The sequence below is a fragment of the Bradyrhizobium genosp. SA-3 genome (assembly GCF_004212635.1).
Taxonomy (GTDB): domain Bacteria; phylum Pseudomonadota; class Alphaproteobacteria; order Rhizobiales; family Xanthobacteraceae; genus Bradyrhizobium.
Genome location: NZ_PSRT01000165.1, coordinates 1 through 16,577, shown reverse-complemented (window position 1 = coordinate 16,577; position 16,577 = coordinate 1). Strand labels below are relative to the sequence as shown.

14 protein-coding genes are annotated in these 16,577 nt (G+C 65.5%); 8 read left to right on the top strand and 6 right to left on the bottom strand.

Annotated features, from left to right (window positions below; all coding sequences use genetic code 11):
- Nucleotides 1-271: 271 nt before the first annotated feature.
- A complete protein-coding gene (locus CWO91_RS36585; protein WP_130220304.1) occupies nucleotides 272-1,189 on the top strand; it encodes a sulfite exporter TauE/SafE family protein in 918 nt (305 codons plus the stop codon).
- Nucleotides 1,186-1,956 (top strand): TIGR02186 family protein, encoded by a 771-nt coding sequence (locus tag CWO91_RS36580; RefSeq protein ID WP_130220303.1) that lies wholly within the window; start codon nucleotides 1,186-1,188, stop codon nucleotides 1,954-1,956. Before CWO91_RS36585 ends, CWO91_RS36580 begins: the two co-directional genes overlap by 4 nt.
- A 116-nt stretch (nucleotides 1,957-2,072) precedes the next feature.
- Here CWO91_RS36580 and CWO91_RS36575 read toward each other — a convergent pair whose 3' ends face one another.
- Both CWO91_RS36575 and CWO91_RS36570 read right to left on the bottom strand, forming a co-directional pair.
- On the bottom strand, nucleotides 2,073-2,846 hold the full coding sequence (locus CWO91_RS36575) for an MBL fold metallo-hydrolase (RefSeq protein WP_130220302.1): 774 nt from the start codon (nucleotides 2,844-2,846) through the stop codon (nucleotides 2,073-2,075).
- Nucleotides 2,847-2,858: 12 nt separating this feature from the next.
- Nucleotides 2,859-3,770 (bottom strand): DMT family transporter, encoded by a 912-nt coding sequence (locus CWO91_RS36570; protein WP_130220301.1) that lies wholly within the window; start codon nucleotides 3,768-3,770, stop codon nucleotides 2,859-2,861.
- A gap of 99 nt (nucleotides 3,771-3,869) precedes the next feature.
- Here CWO91_RS36570 and CWO91_RS36565 point away from each other — a divergent pair, with 99 nt between their 5' ends.
- A complete protein-coding gene (locus tag CWO91_RS36565; protein WP_165405962.1) occupies nucleotides 3,870-4,733 on the top strand; it encodes a LysR substrate-binding domain-containing protein in 864 nt (287 codons plus the stop codon).
- A 114-nt stretch (nucleotides 4,734-4,847) separates the two neighbouring features.
- Here the strand turns inward: CWO91_RS36565 and pdeM are convergent, their stop codons facing one another.
- From pdeM to CWO91_RS36545, 4 genes are all read right to left on the bottom strand, one after another.
- Nucleotides 4,848-5,546 carry a ligase-associated DNA damage response endonuclease PdeM gene (gene pdeM / locus CWO91_RS36560; protein WP_130220299.1) on the bottom strand — a complete coding sequence of 233 codons (699 nt, stop codon included), beginning with the start codon at nucleotides 5,544-5,546 and terminating at the stop codon, nucleotides 4,848-4,850.
- A 116-nt stretch (nucleotides 5,547-5,662) separates the two neighbouring features.
- Nucleotides 5,663-8,248, bottom strand: a complete 2,586-nt coding sequence (locus tag CWO91_RS36555) for a ligase-associated DNA damage response DEXH box helicase (RefSeq protein WP_130220298.1) — start codon at nucleotides 8,246-8,248, stop codon at nucleotides 5,663-5,665.
- A gap of 94 nt (nucleotides 8,249-8,342) precedes the next feature.
- Nucleotides 8,343-9,572 carry an ABC transporter substrate-binding protein gene (locus tag CWO91_RS36550; RefSeq protein WP_164939716.1) on the bottom strand — a complete coding sequence of 410 codons (1,230 nt, stop codon included), beginning with the start codon at nucleotides 9,570-9,572 and terminating at the stop codon, nucleotides 8,343-8,345.
- 115 nt (nucleotides 9,573-9,687) lie between these two features.
- Nucleotides 9,688-10,614: a class I SAM-dependent DNA methyltransferase gene (locus tag CWO91_RS36545; protein ID WP_130220297.1), complete on the bottom strand. Its 927-nt coding sequence runs from the start codon at nucleotides 10,612-10,614 to the stop codon at nucleotides 9,688-9,690.
- Between the two features lie 133 nt (nucleotides 10,615-10,747).
- Here CWO91_RS36545 and CWO91_RS36540 point away from each other — a divergent pair, with 133 nt between their 5' ends.
- The 5 genes from CWO91_RS36540 (at nucleotide 10,748) to CWO91_RS36520 (ending at nucleotide 16,489) form a co-directional block, all read left to right on the top strand.
- Nucleotides 10,748-11,785 (top strand): ligase-associated DNA damage response exonuclease, encoded by a 1,038-nt coding sequence (locus CWO91_RS36540; protein ID WP_130220296.1) that lies wholly within the window; start codon nucleotides 10,748-10,750, stop codon nucleotides 11,783-11,785.
- Complete coding sequence (locus CWO91_RS36535) at nucleotides 11,782-13,659, top strand: cisplatin damage response ATP-dependent DNA ligase (RefSeq protein ID WP_130220295.1); 1,878 nt, start codon at nucleotides 11,782-11,784, stop codon at nucleotides 13,657-13,659. Before CWO91_RS36540 ends, CWO91_RS36535 begins: the two co-directional genes overlap by 4 nt.
- Before the next feature lie 365 nt (nucleotides 13,660-14,024).
- The gene (locus CWO91_RS36530; protein WP_091885415.1) at nucleotides 14,025-14,330 is read left to right on the top strand and encodes a DUF6460 domain-containing protein; all 306 of its coding nucleotides are present in this window, start codon (nucleotides 14,025-14,027) and stop codon (nucleotides 14,328-14,330) included.
- Nucleotides 14,331-14,427: 97 nt separating this feature from the next.
- Complete coding sequence (locus CWO91_RS36525; RefSeq protein WP_130220294.1) at nucleotides 14,428-15,162, top strand: MBL fold metallo-hydrolase; 735 nt, start codon at nucleotides 14,428-14,430, stop codon at nucleotides 15,160-15,162.
- A gap of 1 nt (nucleotide 15,163) precedes the next feature.
- Nucleotides 15,164-16,489: an MATE family efflux transporter gene (locus CWO91_RS36520; RefSeq protein ID WP_130220293.1), complete on the top strand. Its 1,326-nt coding sequence runs from the start codon at nucleotides 15,164-15,166 to the stop codon at nucleotides 16,487-16,489.
- Nucleotides 16,490-16,577: the final 88 nt, after the last annotated feature.

Below are 16,577 nucleotides of genomic sequence, written 5' to 3'. Positions count from 1 at the left end.
CGTAGCGCCGGGTGAGGGTTTCATCCTCTTGGGGAGGCCCACTGCGGAGACACCCTCTCCCCAACCCTCCCCCGCAAGCGAGGGAGGGAGCTCACCTCCGTTGTGGCGACGATCGCGGATATCGTCACGCTCTCGTCACGCCCATTCACCCCGCCCAAAATTCCCGGTCCCGCCCGCCAGCGAATTCCGCTATTGAGGGGGGCGGCAATCGTTCCGACCTTCCCGCGAGCATTCCGCGTTAGTCGATCCGTCCCGCCCGGCGCGTGGTTCAATGCAGCTCTACCTTCCGATCGCCGATCTTCCGGTCAACGTCTTCCTGGTGCTCGCCATGGGCGCCGCGGTCGGCTTCGTGTCCGGCATGTTCGGGATCGGCGGCGGCTTCCTGATGACGCCGCTTCTGATCTTCATCGGCATCACGCCGGCGGTCGCGGTTGCCTCCGTCACGAGCCACATCGCGGCCTCGTCCTTTTCCGGCGCACTGTCCTATTGGCGGCGGCGCGCGATCGATCCGGCGCTGGCGAGCGTCCTGCTCTGCGGCGGCGTGACCGGCACGGCGCTGGGGGTGTGGACCTTCACCCAGCTCCGCGCGCTCGGCCAGCTCGACCTGATGATCGCGCTCTCTTACGTCTTGCTGCTCAGCACCGTCGGCAGCCTGATGTTCTCCGAAGGCCTGCGCGCGTTGATGCGGACCCGTCGCGGCGCGGTGCCGCCACGCCGCACGCATAACTGGATCCACGGCCTGCCGCTGAAGATGCGGTTCAAGCGCTCGAAGATCTACCTGTCGGTGATTCCCGTGGTGGTCGTCGGCATCGTGATCGGCTTCATCGGCGCCATCATGGGCATCGGCGGCGGCTTCATCCTGGTGCCGATCATGATCTATCTGTTGCGGGTGCCGACCTCGACCGTGATCGGGACCTCCATGGTCCTCACCCTGGTCACGATGCTGTTTGCGACCATGCTGCACGCGGTGACCAATCACCTCGTCGACGCCGTGCTGGCGCTGATCCTGATGGTCGGCGGCGTCACCGGCGCGCAGTTCGGCGCCCGTGCGGGACAGAAGATCCGCGGCGAGCAGCTGCGGCTGCTGCTGGGCCTTTTGATCCTCTCGGTCGGCGTCCGCTTCGCGATCGAGTTGGTGATCCGCCCCGAGGACCTCTTCACCATCCGTGAGCTCGGAGTAAGCGGATGATGCGCACGCTTCTCGCAGCTCTTCTCATCCTGCTGGTCTGCGGCGCCGCGCGCGCCGAGCGACTGATCGTGTCGGTCTCCAACCACCGCGTCACGGTGACGCCGAACTATTCCGGCGAGGAGCTGGTGCTGTTCGGCTCGGTCGAGAAGGATGCGACGACGCCGGCCGACCGCACGGCTTACGATCTCGTCGTCACCGTGATGGGCCCGCGCGCCGACATGGTGACGCGGCGGAAAGAACGCACCTTCGGCATCTGGATCAACACCGACTACCGGCAATTCCTGCAGGTGCCGAGCTATCTGGCGCTGTTCGCCAATCGTCCCTTCGACGCCATCACCTCGCCCGAGATCGCGCGGCGGCAGCAGATCGGGCTCAACAACGTGCGGCTGACCCAGCGCGTCAGCGGCGATTATGCCGACGTGGTGCCGAACGATGCGTTCCGATCCGCCTTCATCCGCCTGCGCACCCAGCGCGGCCTCTACCGCGAGGATGCGAGCGCGGTGACGTTCCTGACGCCGACGCTGTTCCGCACCGGCATTCCGCTGCCGGCGGAGGTGCCAATCGGCACCTATGAGGTCGAGATCAAGCTGTTTGCGAACGGCGCGTTTATCGGCAAGACCGAGACCGCCTTCGAAATCGTCAAGGTCGGCTTCGAGCAGTTCGTCGCCACCACCGCGCGGCAAAACGGGCTGATCTACGGCCTCGCTACGGCGGCGATGGCGCTGATGACGGGATGGATGGCGTCGATCGTGTTCCGGAAGGATTAGCCTCCGTCATTCCGGGGCGCGCGTAGCGCGAGCCCGGAATCCATCCGTCCACAGAGTTGGTGGCGCGATGGATTCCGGGCTCGACGCTTCGCGTCGCCCCGGAATGACGGCCTTCATCACAGCGCCTCGATCACCGTCGGCACGCCCGGCTCCAGCAGGCGTATCCGCGTCCCGAAGCCGAGCACGTCGAAGGTCTTGCGCAGATCCTCGCTGTTCTGGCGGAAATGCGCCCAGCCTTCGGTGTGCACCGGCACGATCATCGCATCGGGAAAGGCACGCGCAGTCTCGATGGTGTCGTTGGTGTCCATGGTGAGATGAAACGGCCCGCGCGTTTGCGCCGCGCCTGCGAAGGGCAGCACCACCCCGCATTTGAAGCGGCGCGCGACTTCGGCGACGCCGTCGAACCAGGTGGTGTCACCGCTGATATAGACCGGACGCGTGTCCTTCCGGCTCGACGACACCACGAAGCCAATGACATCACCCGACAGGGGCTCGATGCCGGCCGGGCCGTGGCGCGCGGGCGTTGCGGTGATCGTCAGCGTATTGCCGTCGCCATCCCTCAGATGCGCGGCGCTCCAGGGCGCAAGGCCCTCGACATGACCGCCGAGGCGCTTTGCGCCCGCCTCGGTCGTCAGCACCCGCTTGACCTTGAAGAGATATTCGCGGCCGGAGTTGTCCAGATTGTCAGAGTGCTGGTCGTGGCTGAGCAGCACCGCATCGACCGGGCCGATCGCGTCGGGCCTCACTGCAGGTCCGATCGTCTTCTCCAGCTTCACATGCGGCAGTTGATAGGCACCGGGCGCATCGAAGGTCGGGTCGGTGAGCAGGCGAAAGCCGTCGATCTCGATCAGCGCAGTGGGGCCGCCGATCAGGGTGATGGTCACGGGCATGATGAACTCCTGTTACGACGCGGGCTTTGCCGGCCGCGTCACCAGATAAATGCCGAGCGCGACTGGAATGATCCCGAGCAGATCGCGGGCCTCGACGTGTTCGCCGAGCACGATGAAGGCGAACAGCATGCCGAGCGGCGGCATCAGGAAATGATAGCTGCTTGCCGCCGTCGCTCCGCACACTTTCAGGAGATGAAACCAGAGCAGGTAGGCGAGGATCGAGCCGCCGAGCACGAGGAAGGCAAAGGCGCCGATCAGGCTCGGGGTGAGCACGATCGCGTGAACATCGGCGAAGGTGAACGCGACCGGCGCCAGCACGATACCGGCGGCGAGATTCTGGATGCCGTTGCCGACCCACAACGAACCCTTCGGCGCCAGCAGCTTGAACAGGATGGTGCCGGCAACGATCGAGGCCAGCGAAGCCAGCGTGAACAGGATGCCGTGCAGGCTGTCGGTGCCGACCGACAAACGGTGCCAGACGATGAAGGTGACACCGATGACGCCGAGCAGCAGGCCCGCCGCCTTGCGCCAGGTCATGCCTTCGCCGAGCAGCAGCGCGGCGAGCGCAGCCGTGAACACCGGATTGGCCGACACGATCAGCCCGCCGAGGCCGGCGGAGACCGATTGCAGGCCGGTATAGCCAAGCCCGAGATAGAGCGCGTTGTTGGCGATACCGAGCACGGCGAAGATCGCGGCGTCGCGCCAGGACAGCGACCAGCCATCGCCGCGGATCCAGGTCGCGCACAGGATCAGAACGCCAGCCAGCGAGAAGCGAGCGGCGAGCAGAATCAATGGCGGGCAATAGGTGACGCCGATCTTGCCGGCGACGAAGGCGTAGCTCCAGAGCAGGCAGAACAGGCCGATAGTGAGCGGCAGCGCATTGAAACGGCTGCGGGGGACGGCGATCGATGGGGCGAGCGACATGAGGGCATTCTCCTGGAGCCCTCGATCTAGGAAGGCGGCTTGTCATTTGGAAATTAAATGATTAACTTCTCTCCAGTGGATATTCGAATGGAGGCGGCCATGCTCGATCTCGAGCTGCTGCGCAGCTTCGTCTCGGTGGTCGAGGCCGGCGGCTTCACCCGTGCCGGCGAGCGCGTCCATCGCACGCAATCGACCGTGAGCCAGCAGATCAAGCGGCTGGAGGAGGATGTCGGCCAGGTGCTGCTGCACCGCGATGGCAAGGACGTGCGTCCGACCGAAGCCGGCGAGCGGCTGCTGTTCTATGCGCGGCGGCTGCTCTCGCTCGCCGAGGAGGCGCGCGACGTGCTGCGCCAGCCCGACGGCGAAGGCGCAATCCGCCTCGGCATTCCCGAGGATTTTGCCGCATACCGACTGGCGAAACTGCTGGGTGCGTTCTCGCGCTCGCATCCGCGCCTGCGGCTCGACGTGCGCGCCGACCAGAGCAAGCATCTGGCCCGTGATCTCGAACGCGGCGAGCTCGATCTTGCGCTCTACAAGCGCGAGGCCGGCGCGAAGGACGCCATCGCGGTATGGCCCGAGCGGGTGCATTGGGTCACCAGCAAGAGCCATCCGGTCGACGTCAACGTGTCGTCGGTGCCGCTGATCGGATTTCCGCTCGGCTGCATCTATCGCGCCGGCGCCATCCACGCGCTGGAAAGCGCGGGCCGCGCCTGGCACACGGCCTACACCTCATCCAGTCTCGCCGGCATTCAGGCCGCGGTCGCCGCCGGCATGGGGCTGAGCATCCTGTCGGAGATGGCCATCCAGTCCGACCACCGCGTGCTGACCGCCAAGGACGGCTTTGCGCCGATCAACCGCACCGAGGTGGCGCTAATGGCCGCACCGGGCGCCACCCCCGCGACGCTGCGGCTGGCCGATCGGCTCGCCGAGTTTTGCGATGATGTGCAGGCGAAGGCGGCGTGAACTTGCAGGATGCGTAGGGTGGGTTAGCCGAAGGCGTAACCCACCACCGTCTGTCTCAACGGATGCAAAAGAGGTGGGTTACGCTTCGCTAACCCACCCTACGAAGCGCGCTCTTCAATAACACCGCGACGCGGCAATCGCATGGACGCGGCGGTCGCCGATCAGATGTGCGACAAAGCCATTGGTCGGAAAGATTTTTGCGAACGCTTCATCGCGGATGCTGAGGCCGCCGGCATAGGCGCCGAAGGCCGGCATCACGGCGCGCATCCCGTCACTGGCAAAGCAGCGGCGCTCCATCGAGCGGCCGCGCGCGGAGACGCGGGCCTTGGGGTGCAGATGGCCGGCAATCTCGCCGCTTGCGCCGGTCGGCTCGTGGCGGAAGGTGATCGGGCCGATCGCGACTTCGTCGGCGACGGTGCCGCCGAGGTCGCGCGGCAGCATGGGATCGTGATTGCCTGAGATCCAGATCCAGTCGCGGCCGGCCTGAAGTGCGGCGACAGCGTCGCGGTCCTCTGCGGAGAGGCGCTCATGCGCGGTGCGGTCGTGAAAACTGTCGCCGAGCGCGATCACGATGCGTGGATCATGGCGGGAGATGACAGCAGCAAGGCGGCTCAGCGTCGCCAGCGTATCGTAGGGCGGCAGCAGCACGCCGCGCGTGGCGAAGCTGGAACCCTTTTCCAGATGCAGATCGGAAACGACGAGCAGACGCTGCTCTTCCCAGAACAATGCGCCGGAGAGATCGGCGTGAAACGACACGCCGGTGACATCGACGCTGCGCGTCGTCGTCACCGAAAATGCCACGTGCTCCGTCATGGCCGGGCTTGTCCCGGCCATCCACGTTCTTGCCGCAGAGACAAAGACGTGGATGCCCGGGTCAAGCCCGGGCATGACGATGTGGATGGATCAGCGCGCCTCACTGGCAAAATTCTCTATCCCATCGCCTCTTTGACCAGCTCATCGGCGGCCTCCGCCAACAGCTCGTCTGCAGCTTCGCCATAAACTGACTCGCGGCCGATTTCCAGCATCACGGGGACGGCGAGCGGGGAGACGTGGTCGAGTTCCCGATGCGTGATGCGGCCCTGGATGCGCATCAGCATGTCACTGAGGCGGCGCAGGTCGAGCAGGCCGGTGGCGGCATCGGCGCGCGCGGCGCGCAGCAGCACGTGGTCGGCCTGGTGCTTGCGCAAGACATCGTAGACCAGATCGGTCGAGAACAGCACCTGGCGGCGGCTCTTCTCTTCGCCGGTATGCCGCCGCGCGATCAGGCCGGAGATGATCGCGCAATTGCGGAAGGTGCGCTTCATGAGCGCGGATTCGGCGAGCCAGGCTTCGAGATCGTCGCCGAGCATATCGGGATCGAATAGCGCGTCGAGATTGATCCGGCCGTCGCGGATCATGAAGGAGAGATCGCCGAGCCCCCAAATCGCCACGGCATATTCGTTGGCGACGAAGCCGAGCGGCCGGGCGCGGTCGCGCTCGAGGCGACGCGTCAGCAGCATGCCGAGGGTCTGGTGCGCGAGACGGCCCTCGAAGGGATAGCAGACGAGATAATGCTTGTTGGCGCGCGGAAAGCTCTCGACCAGGAGCTCGCGCACCGCGGGCACGCGAGAGACATGCTTTTGCAGCGACAGCCAGTCGCGCACCTGCTCCGGCAAGCCAGCCCATGCGCGGCCGTCATCGAGCAGGCGGCGCACGCGCTCGGCGAGATAGGTCGAGAGCGGGAATTTGCCGCCCATATAGGACGGCACCTTCGGATCCCTGTCATGCGCGCGCGAGACATAGACCTGATCCTCGACCAGGGTCTCGTAGCGCACCACGTCGCCGCTGAACACGAAGGTGTCGCCGGGGCTCAAGCCCTCGATGAAGGCTTCCTCGATCTCGCCAAGCAGCCTGCCGCCGCGCGCGATCACCCCGGTCGCGCCGCCTGCTTTTCCTTGGCCGCCGCGCGAGCGCACCAGGCGCACCTTCAGCATGTCGTCCTCGACGATGGTGCCGACATTCATGCGGTAGCTCTGCCGCACTTTTGGATTGGCGACGCGCCAGCGGCCCTCCTTGTCCTGCTTGATGCGGGCGAAGCGCTCATAGGTCTTCAGCGCGTAGCCGCCGGAGGCGACGAAATTGACGACGTCGTCAAAGTCCTGACGCGACAGGTTTGCGTAGGGCGCGGCGGTGCGCACCTCCTCATAGAGCTCGTCCGAGAGAAAGGGCTCGCCGCAGGCGCAGCCGAGCACGTGCTGAGCCAGCACGTCGAGCGCGCCCGTGCGCAGCGGCGGTGTGTCCTGCGCATTCTCGGCGATGGCATCGATGGCGACGCGGCACTCCAGCACCTCGAAGCGGTTGGCCGGCACCAGCACCGCGCGCGAGGCTTCGTCGAGGCGATGATTGGCGCGGCCGATGCGCTGCATCAGGCGCGAGGATCCCTTGGGCGCGCCGATATTGACGACGAGATCGACATCGCCCCAGTCGACACCGAGGTCGAGCGAGGAGGTGCAGACCACGCCGCGCAGTCTGCCCGCCGACATCGCGTCCTCGACCTTGCGGCGCTGGGCGACGTCGAGCGAGCCGTGATGCAGCGCAATGGCGAGGCCGTCGTCGTTCATGCTCCAGAGATTCTGGAACAGCATCTCGGCCTGGCTGCGGGTGTTGACGAAGACCAGCGTGGTCTTGTTCGCCTTGATCAGCTCGTAGATTTCAGGGAGCGCATGGCGCGCGCTGTGGCCGGCCCAGGGCAGGCTTTCGCGGGTGTCGAGCATCTCGACCTCAGGAGGCGCCGCGCCGCCCGCGATGACGATGTCCGCAGCGGCTTGCTTGCCTGCGGGCTGCGGCACCAGGAAACGCGCGAGCTGATCCGGTTCGGCCACGGTCGCCGACAGGCCGATCGCGCGCAGCTGCGGCGCCAGCCGCCACAGCCGCGCCAACCCGAGCGAGAGCAGATCGCCGCGCTTGGAGGTCACCAGCGCGTGCAGCTCGTCGAGCACGATGCGCTTGAGCGAGGAGAACAGGAACGGCGCGTCGTCGGAGGACAGCAGCAGCGCAAGTTGCTCGGGCGTGGTCAGCAGAATATCCGGCGGATAGCGCCGCTGCCGTTGCCGGCGCGACACCGGCGTGTCGCCGGTGCGGGTCTCGACCTTGATCGGCAGCGCCATCTCGGCGATCGGCCGCTCCAGGTTGCGCGCGATATCGATGGCGAGCGCTTTCAGCGGCGAGATGTAGAGCGTGTGCAGGCCGCCGGTGCGCTGCAGGCTGCGGCCGGTGGAGATGAGGCTTTTCTTCGCGCCAGTCTCCCGCTGAGCTGCTTCAGAAGACAGCTCCACCAGCGTCGGCAGAAATCCCGCCAGCGTCTTGCCGGCACCGGTGGGCGCGATCAAGAGCGCCGAGCGGTCCTCGCGCGCCTTCTCCAGCAGCGCCAATTGATGCGCGCGCGGCGACCAGCCGCGGGCCGCGAACCACGCATTGAAGCGGTCGGGCAACAGCGCAGGCGTCTCGGCCGGGGATTTGAGGATGCGGGGCGGCACGGCATAAGAGGTAAGCCGTGGCGGTGGGTTCGTCGAGGGGTGGGCTGTTCCCCTCTCCCCGCAAGCGGGGAGAGGGGAAGCGGCAGCGGGGCCCCTACTCCGACATCGGCTTGTCGGAGATGTCCCAGTCCTTGCCGGTGAAGGTGGAGATGAACAGCGTCTTCATCGGCGTGTAGTCCGCGGGCGTGTAGCTGTAGGTGACGCCGTCGAGGAAGTAGGGCGAGTGGAAACCGTTGAGGTTTGACGCCTGCTTCAGCACGTTGGCGCGGGTGAGATCGTCGCCGCAGCGGCGCAGGATCTCGCCCATGGTCACGGCCTGGCCGTAGCCGGCGAAGGCAATGGTGTTATCGGGATCGATCGCCGGCGTGTACTTCTTGCGCAGCTCCTCGAACGCCATCACGTCCGGATCCTTCTCCCATTTCGGCAGGCCGACTTCCTTGTTGTAGCGGATGGCGACGATGCCGGTGGCGTTCTCCAGGCCCGCGGCACTGAGGATGGAGCGGCCGGTCGAGCCGGCCGACAGCAGCTGCAGCGGCTTCCAGCCGAGCTCGGCCACTTTCCGGATCGACTGCGACGACGCCTTGCCGGTGGAGATGTTGTAGAAGACATCGGCGCCCGACTTCGAGAGGTTGATGAGCTGGGAATCGACGGTCGGCTCGGTGAGATCGTAGGTCTGCTCCATGATCACCTGCGCGGTGCCGCCGGCGTCAGTCAGCACCTTCTTGAAGGGACCCAAGAAGTCGCGGCCGAAATCGTCGTTCTGATAGAGGATGCCGATCTTGGCGTTCGGCTTCACGCTGACGACGTGGCGGGCCAGGATGCGCGCCTCGGTCGGATAGAGCGGCAGGCCCGCCATGGTCCATTTGAACTCTTTCGGGTTATTCCACTTCGACGCGCCGGTGTTGAGCAGGAGCTGCGGCACGCCCTTGGAGTTCAGGTATTTGTGCACGGCGGTCTGCGGCGCGGTACCGAGCGAGCCGTACAGCGCCAGCACCTCTTCCTGCTCGACTAGGCGCCGCGTCGCCTCGACGCATTTCGGCGCGCTGTAGGCGTCGTCCATGGTAAGGAACTTGATCTTGCGCCCGTTGATGCCGCCCTTCTCGTTCAGCATCTGGAAATAGGCTTCGCCGATGCGGCCGAGCACGCCATAGAGCGAGCCGGGGCCGGAATGCGGCACGGTCTGGCCGATCTTGATCTCGGTGTCGCTGGCACCCGCATCGTATTTCTTCTCCGCGGCCCAGACATATGGCGCGGGCAAGGTGGATGCGGCGATGGTGGCGAGCGCGGCGGCGCTGAAATCGCGCCGCGATGGATTCTTGGTCATTATTATTTTCTCCCTGGTGCGCGCATTGTGCTGGCATCGCAGCACGGCTCGCAAGTGGGAAGTCGCGCTTTGCGACGCAATGACGCTCAAATTACAGATTGGCTAGCGCCTAGACTCAAGTTTTCTCGGCGACGATGACAAGGCCGCGTACCGGCTCGTTGTTCTCGTTGCGCGGCGAGGCCGACTCCAGCGTGAGAAGCTTGAGCCCGGCCTTCGCGATGGCGCCGCGCGCATATTCCGCGGAATGGGCATAGCGCAGGCCTTCGCCGAGCACGATGCCACGGCCGTCATGCGTCTCCAGCGTGAAGGCGAGCACGCCGCCGGCTGCAAGCACGCGCTTTGCCTCGGTGAGCACCGGCGCAAGATCGGAGAGATAGACGAAGGCATCCGCGGCGACGACGAGGTTCGCGCTCGCATCACTCTTGCCGCGCAGGCCTTCGATCATGTCGGCGACTTCGAGCTCGGCATAGAGGTTGGTGGCGCGCGCCTGCTTGATCATGCCGGGCGACAGATCGATGCCGATGAAATGATCGACCTGCTTGGCGAAGGCGGCGGCAGCTAACCCGGTGCCGCAGCCGAGATCGATGGTGCGCTTGAAAAAGGCGGGCTTCTTGGCAGCGACGCGTGAGGCCAGGACCGCCTTGAAGATCAAGCTCGGGGCGCGATAGCCGAGATCGTTGATCAGCGTGTGCTCGAAGCGCGGAGCATATTGGTCAAACAGGGCCTGCACATAGGCCTTCGGCATCTCCGCCATCTCGGCGTCGCCAAGCCGCATCAGATGCAGGCCGGCGCCGTGCTGATCCCCAGGATCGGACCGGCGCGATTCTCGAAACGCCGCGATCGCCTTGTCGCGTTCGCCGAGCTGCTGACGGATTTCGCCGAGCGTGAACCAGGCCGAGGTGAAATCAGGCGCGAGCTCGATCGCCTGCTCCAGCAGGTCCGCGGCCTCCGGCAGATCGCCCTTGAGCTGGAGGTCGCGCGCGAACTCGAAGCGACGGTCGGCCATGAGATCGCCGGAGGTCAGGAATAGGCGCAAGGGCATCTTGGAACCAACACTTATCGTGCCGGGTCACCGGCAATCGATCAAAAAAAGCACTGTTTAAGTGGATGGATGCGTGGGTCAAGCCCGCACATGACGGATGAATATCGGAGCACCGGTCCCTATATGACCACCCATGCGCCCGCAAGACATCCTGCTGCCAGTTGCTGCCGGCCTGTGCTGCAAGCCCGGCGGCTTCCATATCGACCCTGTGCGCCCGGTCGAGCGGGCCGTGATCACCCACGGCCATTCCGATCATGCCCGCGCCGGCCACGGCGCGGTGCTGGCGACGCAGGAAACCCTGGACATGATGCGGCTGCGCTACGGCGAGAATTTTGCCGGCTCGATGCAAGCGATCCGCTATGGCGAGGAGATCCGGCTCGGCGACGTCACCGTCAAGTTTCACCCGGCCGGACACGTGCTGGGCTCGGCGCAGATCGCGGTGACCTGCAACGACACCTGCATCGTCGCTTCCGGCGACTACAAGGACGCGCCCGATCCGACGTGCACGCCGTTCGAGCTCGTGCCTTGCGACGTCTTCATCACCGAGGCCACCTTTGGGCTGCCGGTGTTTCGTCACGGCGATGCCGCCGACGAGGTGAGGAAGTTGCTGGCCTCGGTCGCGCTGTTTCCGGAGCGTGCGCATCTCGTCGGCGCCTATTCGCTCGGCAAGGCGCAGCGCGTGATCGCGCTGCTGCGCCAGGCCGGCTACGACGCGCCGATCTATCTCCATGGCGCGATGGAGACGATCACGCATTACTATCAGAACCGCGGCATCGAACTTGGCGAATTGCGGCCCGTGAAAGGCGTGAAGAAAGCGGCGCTCGCCGGCACCATCACGCTGGCACCGCCGTCGGCGACATCCGATCTCTGGACACGTCGCTTTCCCGATCCCGTCACCGCGTTCGCATCCGGGTGGATGCGCGTGCGCGCCCGCGCGCGGCAGCGCGGCATCGAGCTACCGCTGGTGATCTCCGACCACGCCGATTGGGACGGCCTCACCGCCACCATCGCCGCGACCGGCGCCGGCGAGATCTGGGTCACCCACGGCCAGGAAGATGCGCTGGTGCATTGGTGTCAGAGCAAAGGCCTGAAAGCGCGGCCGCTCGATCTCGTCGGCTATGGCGACGAGGAGGAGAGCGAGACGCCGATTCAAGACGAGGCCGAAGCATGAACCGCTTCGCGGAGCTTCTGGACCGCCTCGCCTATGAGCCCGGCCGCAACAACAAGCTGCGGCTGATCACCGGCTATTTTCGCGAAGTCGGCGATCCCGATCGTGGCTATGCACTGGCCGCACTCACCGGCGCGCTCAGCTTCAAGCACGCCAAGCCCGCGTTGATCCGCGATCTCATCGCGGCACGCACGGATCCGGTGCTGTTCGGGTTGTCATACGATTATGTCGGCGATCTCTCGGAAACGGTGGCGCTGATGTGGCCGAGGCAGGCGCATGGCAGTGACGAGTCTTTTCCGGGCTCCCCCCCTCCCCAGCCCTCCCCCACAAGGGGGGAGGGAGCGCAGCAGCGCATGCCGCTGCCAACCAGCACGACAGCCAATAGTGATTCAGTCAGTAATGGACGCACCACTCTCTCCGTTCCCTCCCCCCTTGTGGGGGAGGGTCAGGGAGGGGGGTACCGCGGGCGAGATGCCAAGGATTCGCCTCAGCCAAGCAACCACAACAACCCGCCGCCTCCGACCCTGACCGAAGTCGTCACCACACTGCGCACGCTCGGCAAGATCGAGCTGCCGAAGCAGCTCGAGCGCTGGCTGGACGAGCTCGATGAGACCGGCCGCTGGGCGCTGCTGAAGCTCGTCACCGGCGCGCTTCGCATCGGCATCTCCGCGCGTCTCGCCAAGACCGCGGCCGCCGCGCTCGGCGGCAAGGACCCGCATGAGATCGAGCTGATCTGGCCCGGCCTTTCGCCGCCGTATCTCGACCTGTTCGCGTGGCTGGAAGGCCGCGGCGAAAAACCGGTCAATCGCGATCCCGCGCCGTTCCGGCCGGTGATGTTGGCGCATGCGATCGAGGACATGGATTTCGCTGCACTCGATCCCGCTGACTACATCGCCGAATGGAAATGGGACGGCATCCGGGTGCAAGCCGTCGCAGGGCGTGATGATCGCGGCCACATCACGGCGCGGCTCTATTCGCGCACCGGTGAAGACATCACGGGAAGTTTTCCGGACCTCGTCCCCTCGCTGCACCTGCCTGGCGCGATCGACGGCGAGCTGCTGATCCTGCGCGAGGGCCGCGTGCAGAGCTTCAATGTCCTGCAGCAGCGGCTGAACCGCAAGGTCGTCTCGCCGAAGCTGATCAAGGAATTTCCGATCCACTTGCGCGCCTACGATTTGCTCGGCGACGACGAGAACGATTTGCGCGAGCTGCCGTTCGCGGAACGGCGCGAGCGGCTGGAGACGTTCATCGCAAAGCTTGGCGATCCCCGCATCGACCTGTCGCCCACCGTCCCGTTCGCAAGCTGGGAGGCGCTGACCGCTGCGCGCGCCGATCCTGCCAGCGCCGGCGCCGGCGAGGATGCGGACGCCATCGAGGGCGTGATGCTGAAGCGGCGCGATGCGCCTTATCTGCCGGGGCGGCCGAAGGGCCAGTGGTGGAAGTGGAAGCGCGATCCGCACATCATCGACGCCGTGCTGATGTATGCGCAGCGCGGTCATGGCAAGCGCTCGTCCTATTATTCCGACTACACGTTTGGCGTCTGGACGGAGGGCGATGGCAGCGACGAGCTGGTACCGGTCGGAAAGGCCTATTTCGGCTTCACCGACGAGGAGCTGTTGCAGATCGACCGCTTCGTCCGCCGCAACACCACGGAAAAATTCGGCCCCGTCCGCCATGTCGTGCACGAACCGGACAAGGGACTGGTGCTGGAGGTCGCTTTCGAAGGGCTCCAGCGCTCGCCGCGGCACAAATCCGGCGTCGCCATGCGCTTTCCCCGCATCAGCCGCCTGCGCTGGGACAAACCGCCGCGGGAGGCCGACCGGCTGGAAACACTGGAGAGGATGCTGAAGGCGGAGCCGGCGGAGATTGAGGCGTGAAGAAGATGAGGCTCGGTTGCCACCACGAAGGCGGTGCGCCCCCTCTCCCGCTTGGCTTGCGGGAGAGGGTTGGGGAGAGGGCGTCTCCGCATTGGGATTCCCCAAGAGGATAAAACCCTCACCCGCGCGCGGGACGATGCTTCGCATCGCCCGGGGCGCGACCTCTCCCGCATCCGCCTTCGCCAAGGCTTCGGCGGACAAGCGCGGGAGAGGTTAGGGAGCCCGCGGCCGGCGGCGCAGCCAAATCATGACCCTGGCGCGCGGCCCGAATTAAAATGCGGTAAGCTGATTGACGCATGGTTGCGGGTTCCCCATGTGCCCCGCCGTGACCTATAATCGGGGCGAATCCGCCCAAGGAGTTTGCGATGGCCCACGACGTCAGAGATTTGCCGGCCGGCCGCAGCGATGGCCTGAACCGCTTTCTCGGCGGCACGCCGCTGGCGGTCGCGTTTCGCCTGGTCCTGCTCTCGATCCTGGTCGGTGTCGTGCTGGCCGCGATCGGCTTCGACCCCTGGAATATCATCCACAGCATTCGCCTGTTGTTCCAGCGTCTGTGGGATCTCGGCTTCGATGCCGTGAACTGGCTGTGGCGCTACTTCCTGCTCGGCGCGGTCATCGTGATTCCGATCTGGCTGCTCTCGCGCGTGTTCGGCGCGCCGCGCGGCAGGTAACTTATTTTTTGAGCATGATCTTGTCGGAAAACCGCTTCACACTTTGCGCTGACGCGGCCCTTCGGGTCCGGATCATGCTCTAGGGAGTCCGCAGCCGATGCAATTGCGTTTTGTCGGCTGCGGCGACGCCTTCGGCTCCGGCGGCAGGCTCAACACCTGCTTCCACGTCTCGGGGCGTGAAGCCAACTTCCTGATCGATTGCGGCGCGTCGGCCCTGCCGGCGCTGAAGCGGCTCGAGATCGACCGCAACGACATCGACCTCATCCTCATCACGCATTTCCACGGCGACCATTTCGCCGGGCTGCCATTCTTCCTGCTCGACGCGCAATTCTCGCGGCGGACGCGGCCGCTGACGATTGCGGGCCCGCAAGGCATCGAGATGCGGCTTCGTGTGGTGATGGAGGCTCTGTTCGAGCACTCCTCAAAAACCAAGCAGCGCTTCGAACTCAATGTCGTGGAGCTCGCGCCTCAGCAAAGCCAAAGTTTTGGCGCGGTGACGGTGACACCCTACCCGGTCGTGCACGGCGAATCCGGCGGGCCCTTCCTGGCCTATCGCGTCGAGGCCGAGGGCCGCACGCTCGCCTACAGCGCCGATACCGAATGGACGGACACGCTCATTCCGCTGGCGAATGGCGCGGACCTTTTCATTGCGGAAGCCTACATGTACGAGAAGGTGGTCAAGAACCATCTCAGCCTGAAAACCTTGGAACAACATCTGCCCGCGATCGGCGCCAAGCGCCTCGTGCTCACCCATATGAGCGACGACATGCTGTCGCGCCTGGATGACGTCGAGCATCTCGCCGCCGAAGACGGCATGGTGCTCGTGTTCTGACATGCACGCGCCCGTTCATCCCCGGATAGGCTCCCGCCAGGTGTTCGCCATCGCCGGTCCCGCGATGGTCGCGAACCTCACCACACCGCTGATCGGCGTGGTCTCGACCACGGCGATCGGACGGCTCGACGATGCCGCCCTGCTCGGCGGCGTCGCGATCGCGTCAGTGATCTTCGACTGCCTGTTCTCGCTGTTCGGCTTCCTGCGCATGAGCACGCTCTCCTTCACCGCGCAATCGCTGGGCGCGGGTGACACGCGCGAGCCGAGCGCGATCCTGGCGCGCGGTTTCATCGTAGCTGGCCTGATCGGCGCCGCGCTGATCCTCCTGCAGCTGCCGCTGGCCGCAGTGCTGTTCGATCTCATGGGTGGCAGCGAGGGTGTGACACGGGCCGCGAAGACCTACTTCAAGATCCGGATCTGGTCGTCGCCGTTCGCGCTCGCCAATTATGTCATCCTCGGCTGGCTGATCGGCCAGGCCCGTGCCAATTCAGCGCTGTTGCTTCAGGTCGTCATCAACCTCGTCAACATGGTGGCGACGATTCTGCTGGTGCTGATCTACGACACAGGCATCGCCGGCGCGGCGATCGCCGCGCTGTTATCGGAAGCGGTCGGATTCGCTCTCGGCGTGATCGTCTGCCGCCATTATGCCGACGGCGGCTTCGCCGTGCCGTACGGTACCTTGCTCGACCGCGAGAAGCTGTTGCGGATGCTGGCGGTGAATTCCGACATCCTGATCCGCACCGCGGCGCTGATCGCCGCGTTCCTGTTCTTCACCGCCAAGGGCGCACAGGCCGGCGACGTGACGCTGGCCGCCAACTCCGTGCTCAACAATTTCCTGCTGGTCAGCGCCTTCTTCCTCGACGGTCTCGCGAACGCAGCCCAGCAGCTCTGCGGCCGCACCCTTGGCGCACGCGATCCAAAAGGATTTGCCGATTCGACCCGGCTGGTGCTGCTGTGGGGGCTCGGCTTTGCAGTCGTCGTCGCCGTGCTGTTCGCGCTGTTCGGGCCGGCCCTGATCGATTTCATGACCGCGAGCGACAACGTCCGCCGTGCCGCGCGCGAATTCCTGCCATTCGTCGTGCTCGCGCCCATACCCGGCGTCTTCGCCTTCGGCTTCGACGGCATCTATATCGGCGCGACCTGGGCGCGCGAGATGCGCAATTTGATGCTGGCCTCGCTCGCGATCTTCCTCGGCACCTGGTGGGCGCTGCAATCGTTCGGCAATGCCGGACTGTGGAGCGCGCTGATGGCGTCCTACGTCTCGCGCGGCGGCTTGCAGGCCGCGCGCTATCCGGCGCAGTTCAGGGCGACGTTCTCGAAATCGTAGAAGAATCGTAGCCCGGATGGAGCGCAGCGAAATCCGGGGCCTTCGCGCGAGCGGATAGATTCCCGGATTGCGCTTCGCTCCATCCGGG

Excerpts from the sequence above, each read along its gene's own strand:
- CWO91_RS36585 (WP_130220304.1), top strand. The coding sequence starts at position 272 with ATGCAGCTCTACCTTCCGATCGCCGATCTTCCGGTCAACGTCTTCCTG.
- CWO91_RS36580 (WP_130220303.1), top strand. The coding sequence starts at position 1,186 with ATGATGCGCACGCTTCTCGCAGCTCTTCTCATCCTGCTGGTCTGCGGC.
- CWO91_RS36575 (WP_130220302.1), bottom strand. The coding sequence starts at position 2,846 with ATGCCCGTGACCATCACCCTGATCGGCGGCCCCACTGCGCTGATCGAG.
- CWO91_RS36570 (WP_130220301.1), bottom strand. The coding sequence starts at position 3,770 with ATGTCGCTCGCCCCATCGATCGCCGTCCCCCGCAGCCGTTTCAATGCG.
- CWO91_RS36565 (WP_165405962.1), top strand. The coding sequence starts at position 3,870 with ATGCTCGATCTCGAGCTGCTGCGCAGCTTCGTCTCGGTGGTCGAGGCC.
- pdeM (WP_130220299.1), bottom strand. The coding sequence starts at position 5,546 with ATGACGGAGCACGTGGCATTTTCGGTGACGACGACGCGCAGCGTCGAT.
- CWO91_RS36550 (WP_164939716.1), bottom strand. The coding sequence starts at position 9,572 with ATGACCAAGAATCCATCGCGGCGCGATTTCAGCGCCGCCGCGCTCGCC.
- CWO91_RS36545 (WP_130220297.1), bottom strand. The coding sequence starts at position 10,614 with ATGCCCTTGCGCCTATTCCTGACCTCCGGCGATCTCATGGCCGACCGT.
- CWO91_RS36540 (WP_130220296.1), top strand. The coding sequence starts at position 10,748 with ATGCGCCCGCAAGACATCCTGCTGCCAGTTGCTGCCGGCCTGTGCTGC.
- CWO91_RS36535 (WP_130220295.1), top strand. The coding sequence starts at position 11,782 with ATGAACCGCTTCGCGGAGCTTCTGGACCGCCTCGCCTATGAGCCCGGC.
- CWO91_RS36530 (WP_091885415.1), top strand. The coding sequence starts at position 14,025 with ATGGCCCACGACGTCAGAGATTTGCCGGCCGGCCGCAGCGATGGCCTG.
- CWO91_RS36525 (WP_130220294.1), top strand. The coding sequence starts at position 14,428 with ATGCAATTGCGTTTTGTCGGCTGCGGCGACGCCTTCGGCTCCGGCGGC.
- CWO91_RS36520 (WP_130220293.1), top strand. The coding sequence starts at position 15,164 with ATGCACGCGCCCGTTCATCCCCGGATAGGCTCCCGCCAGGTGTTCGCC.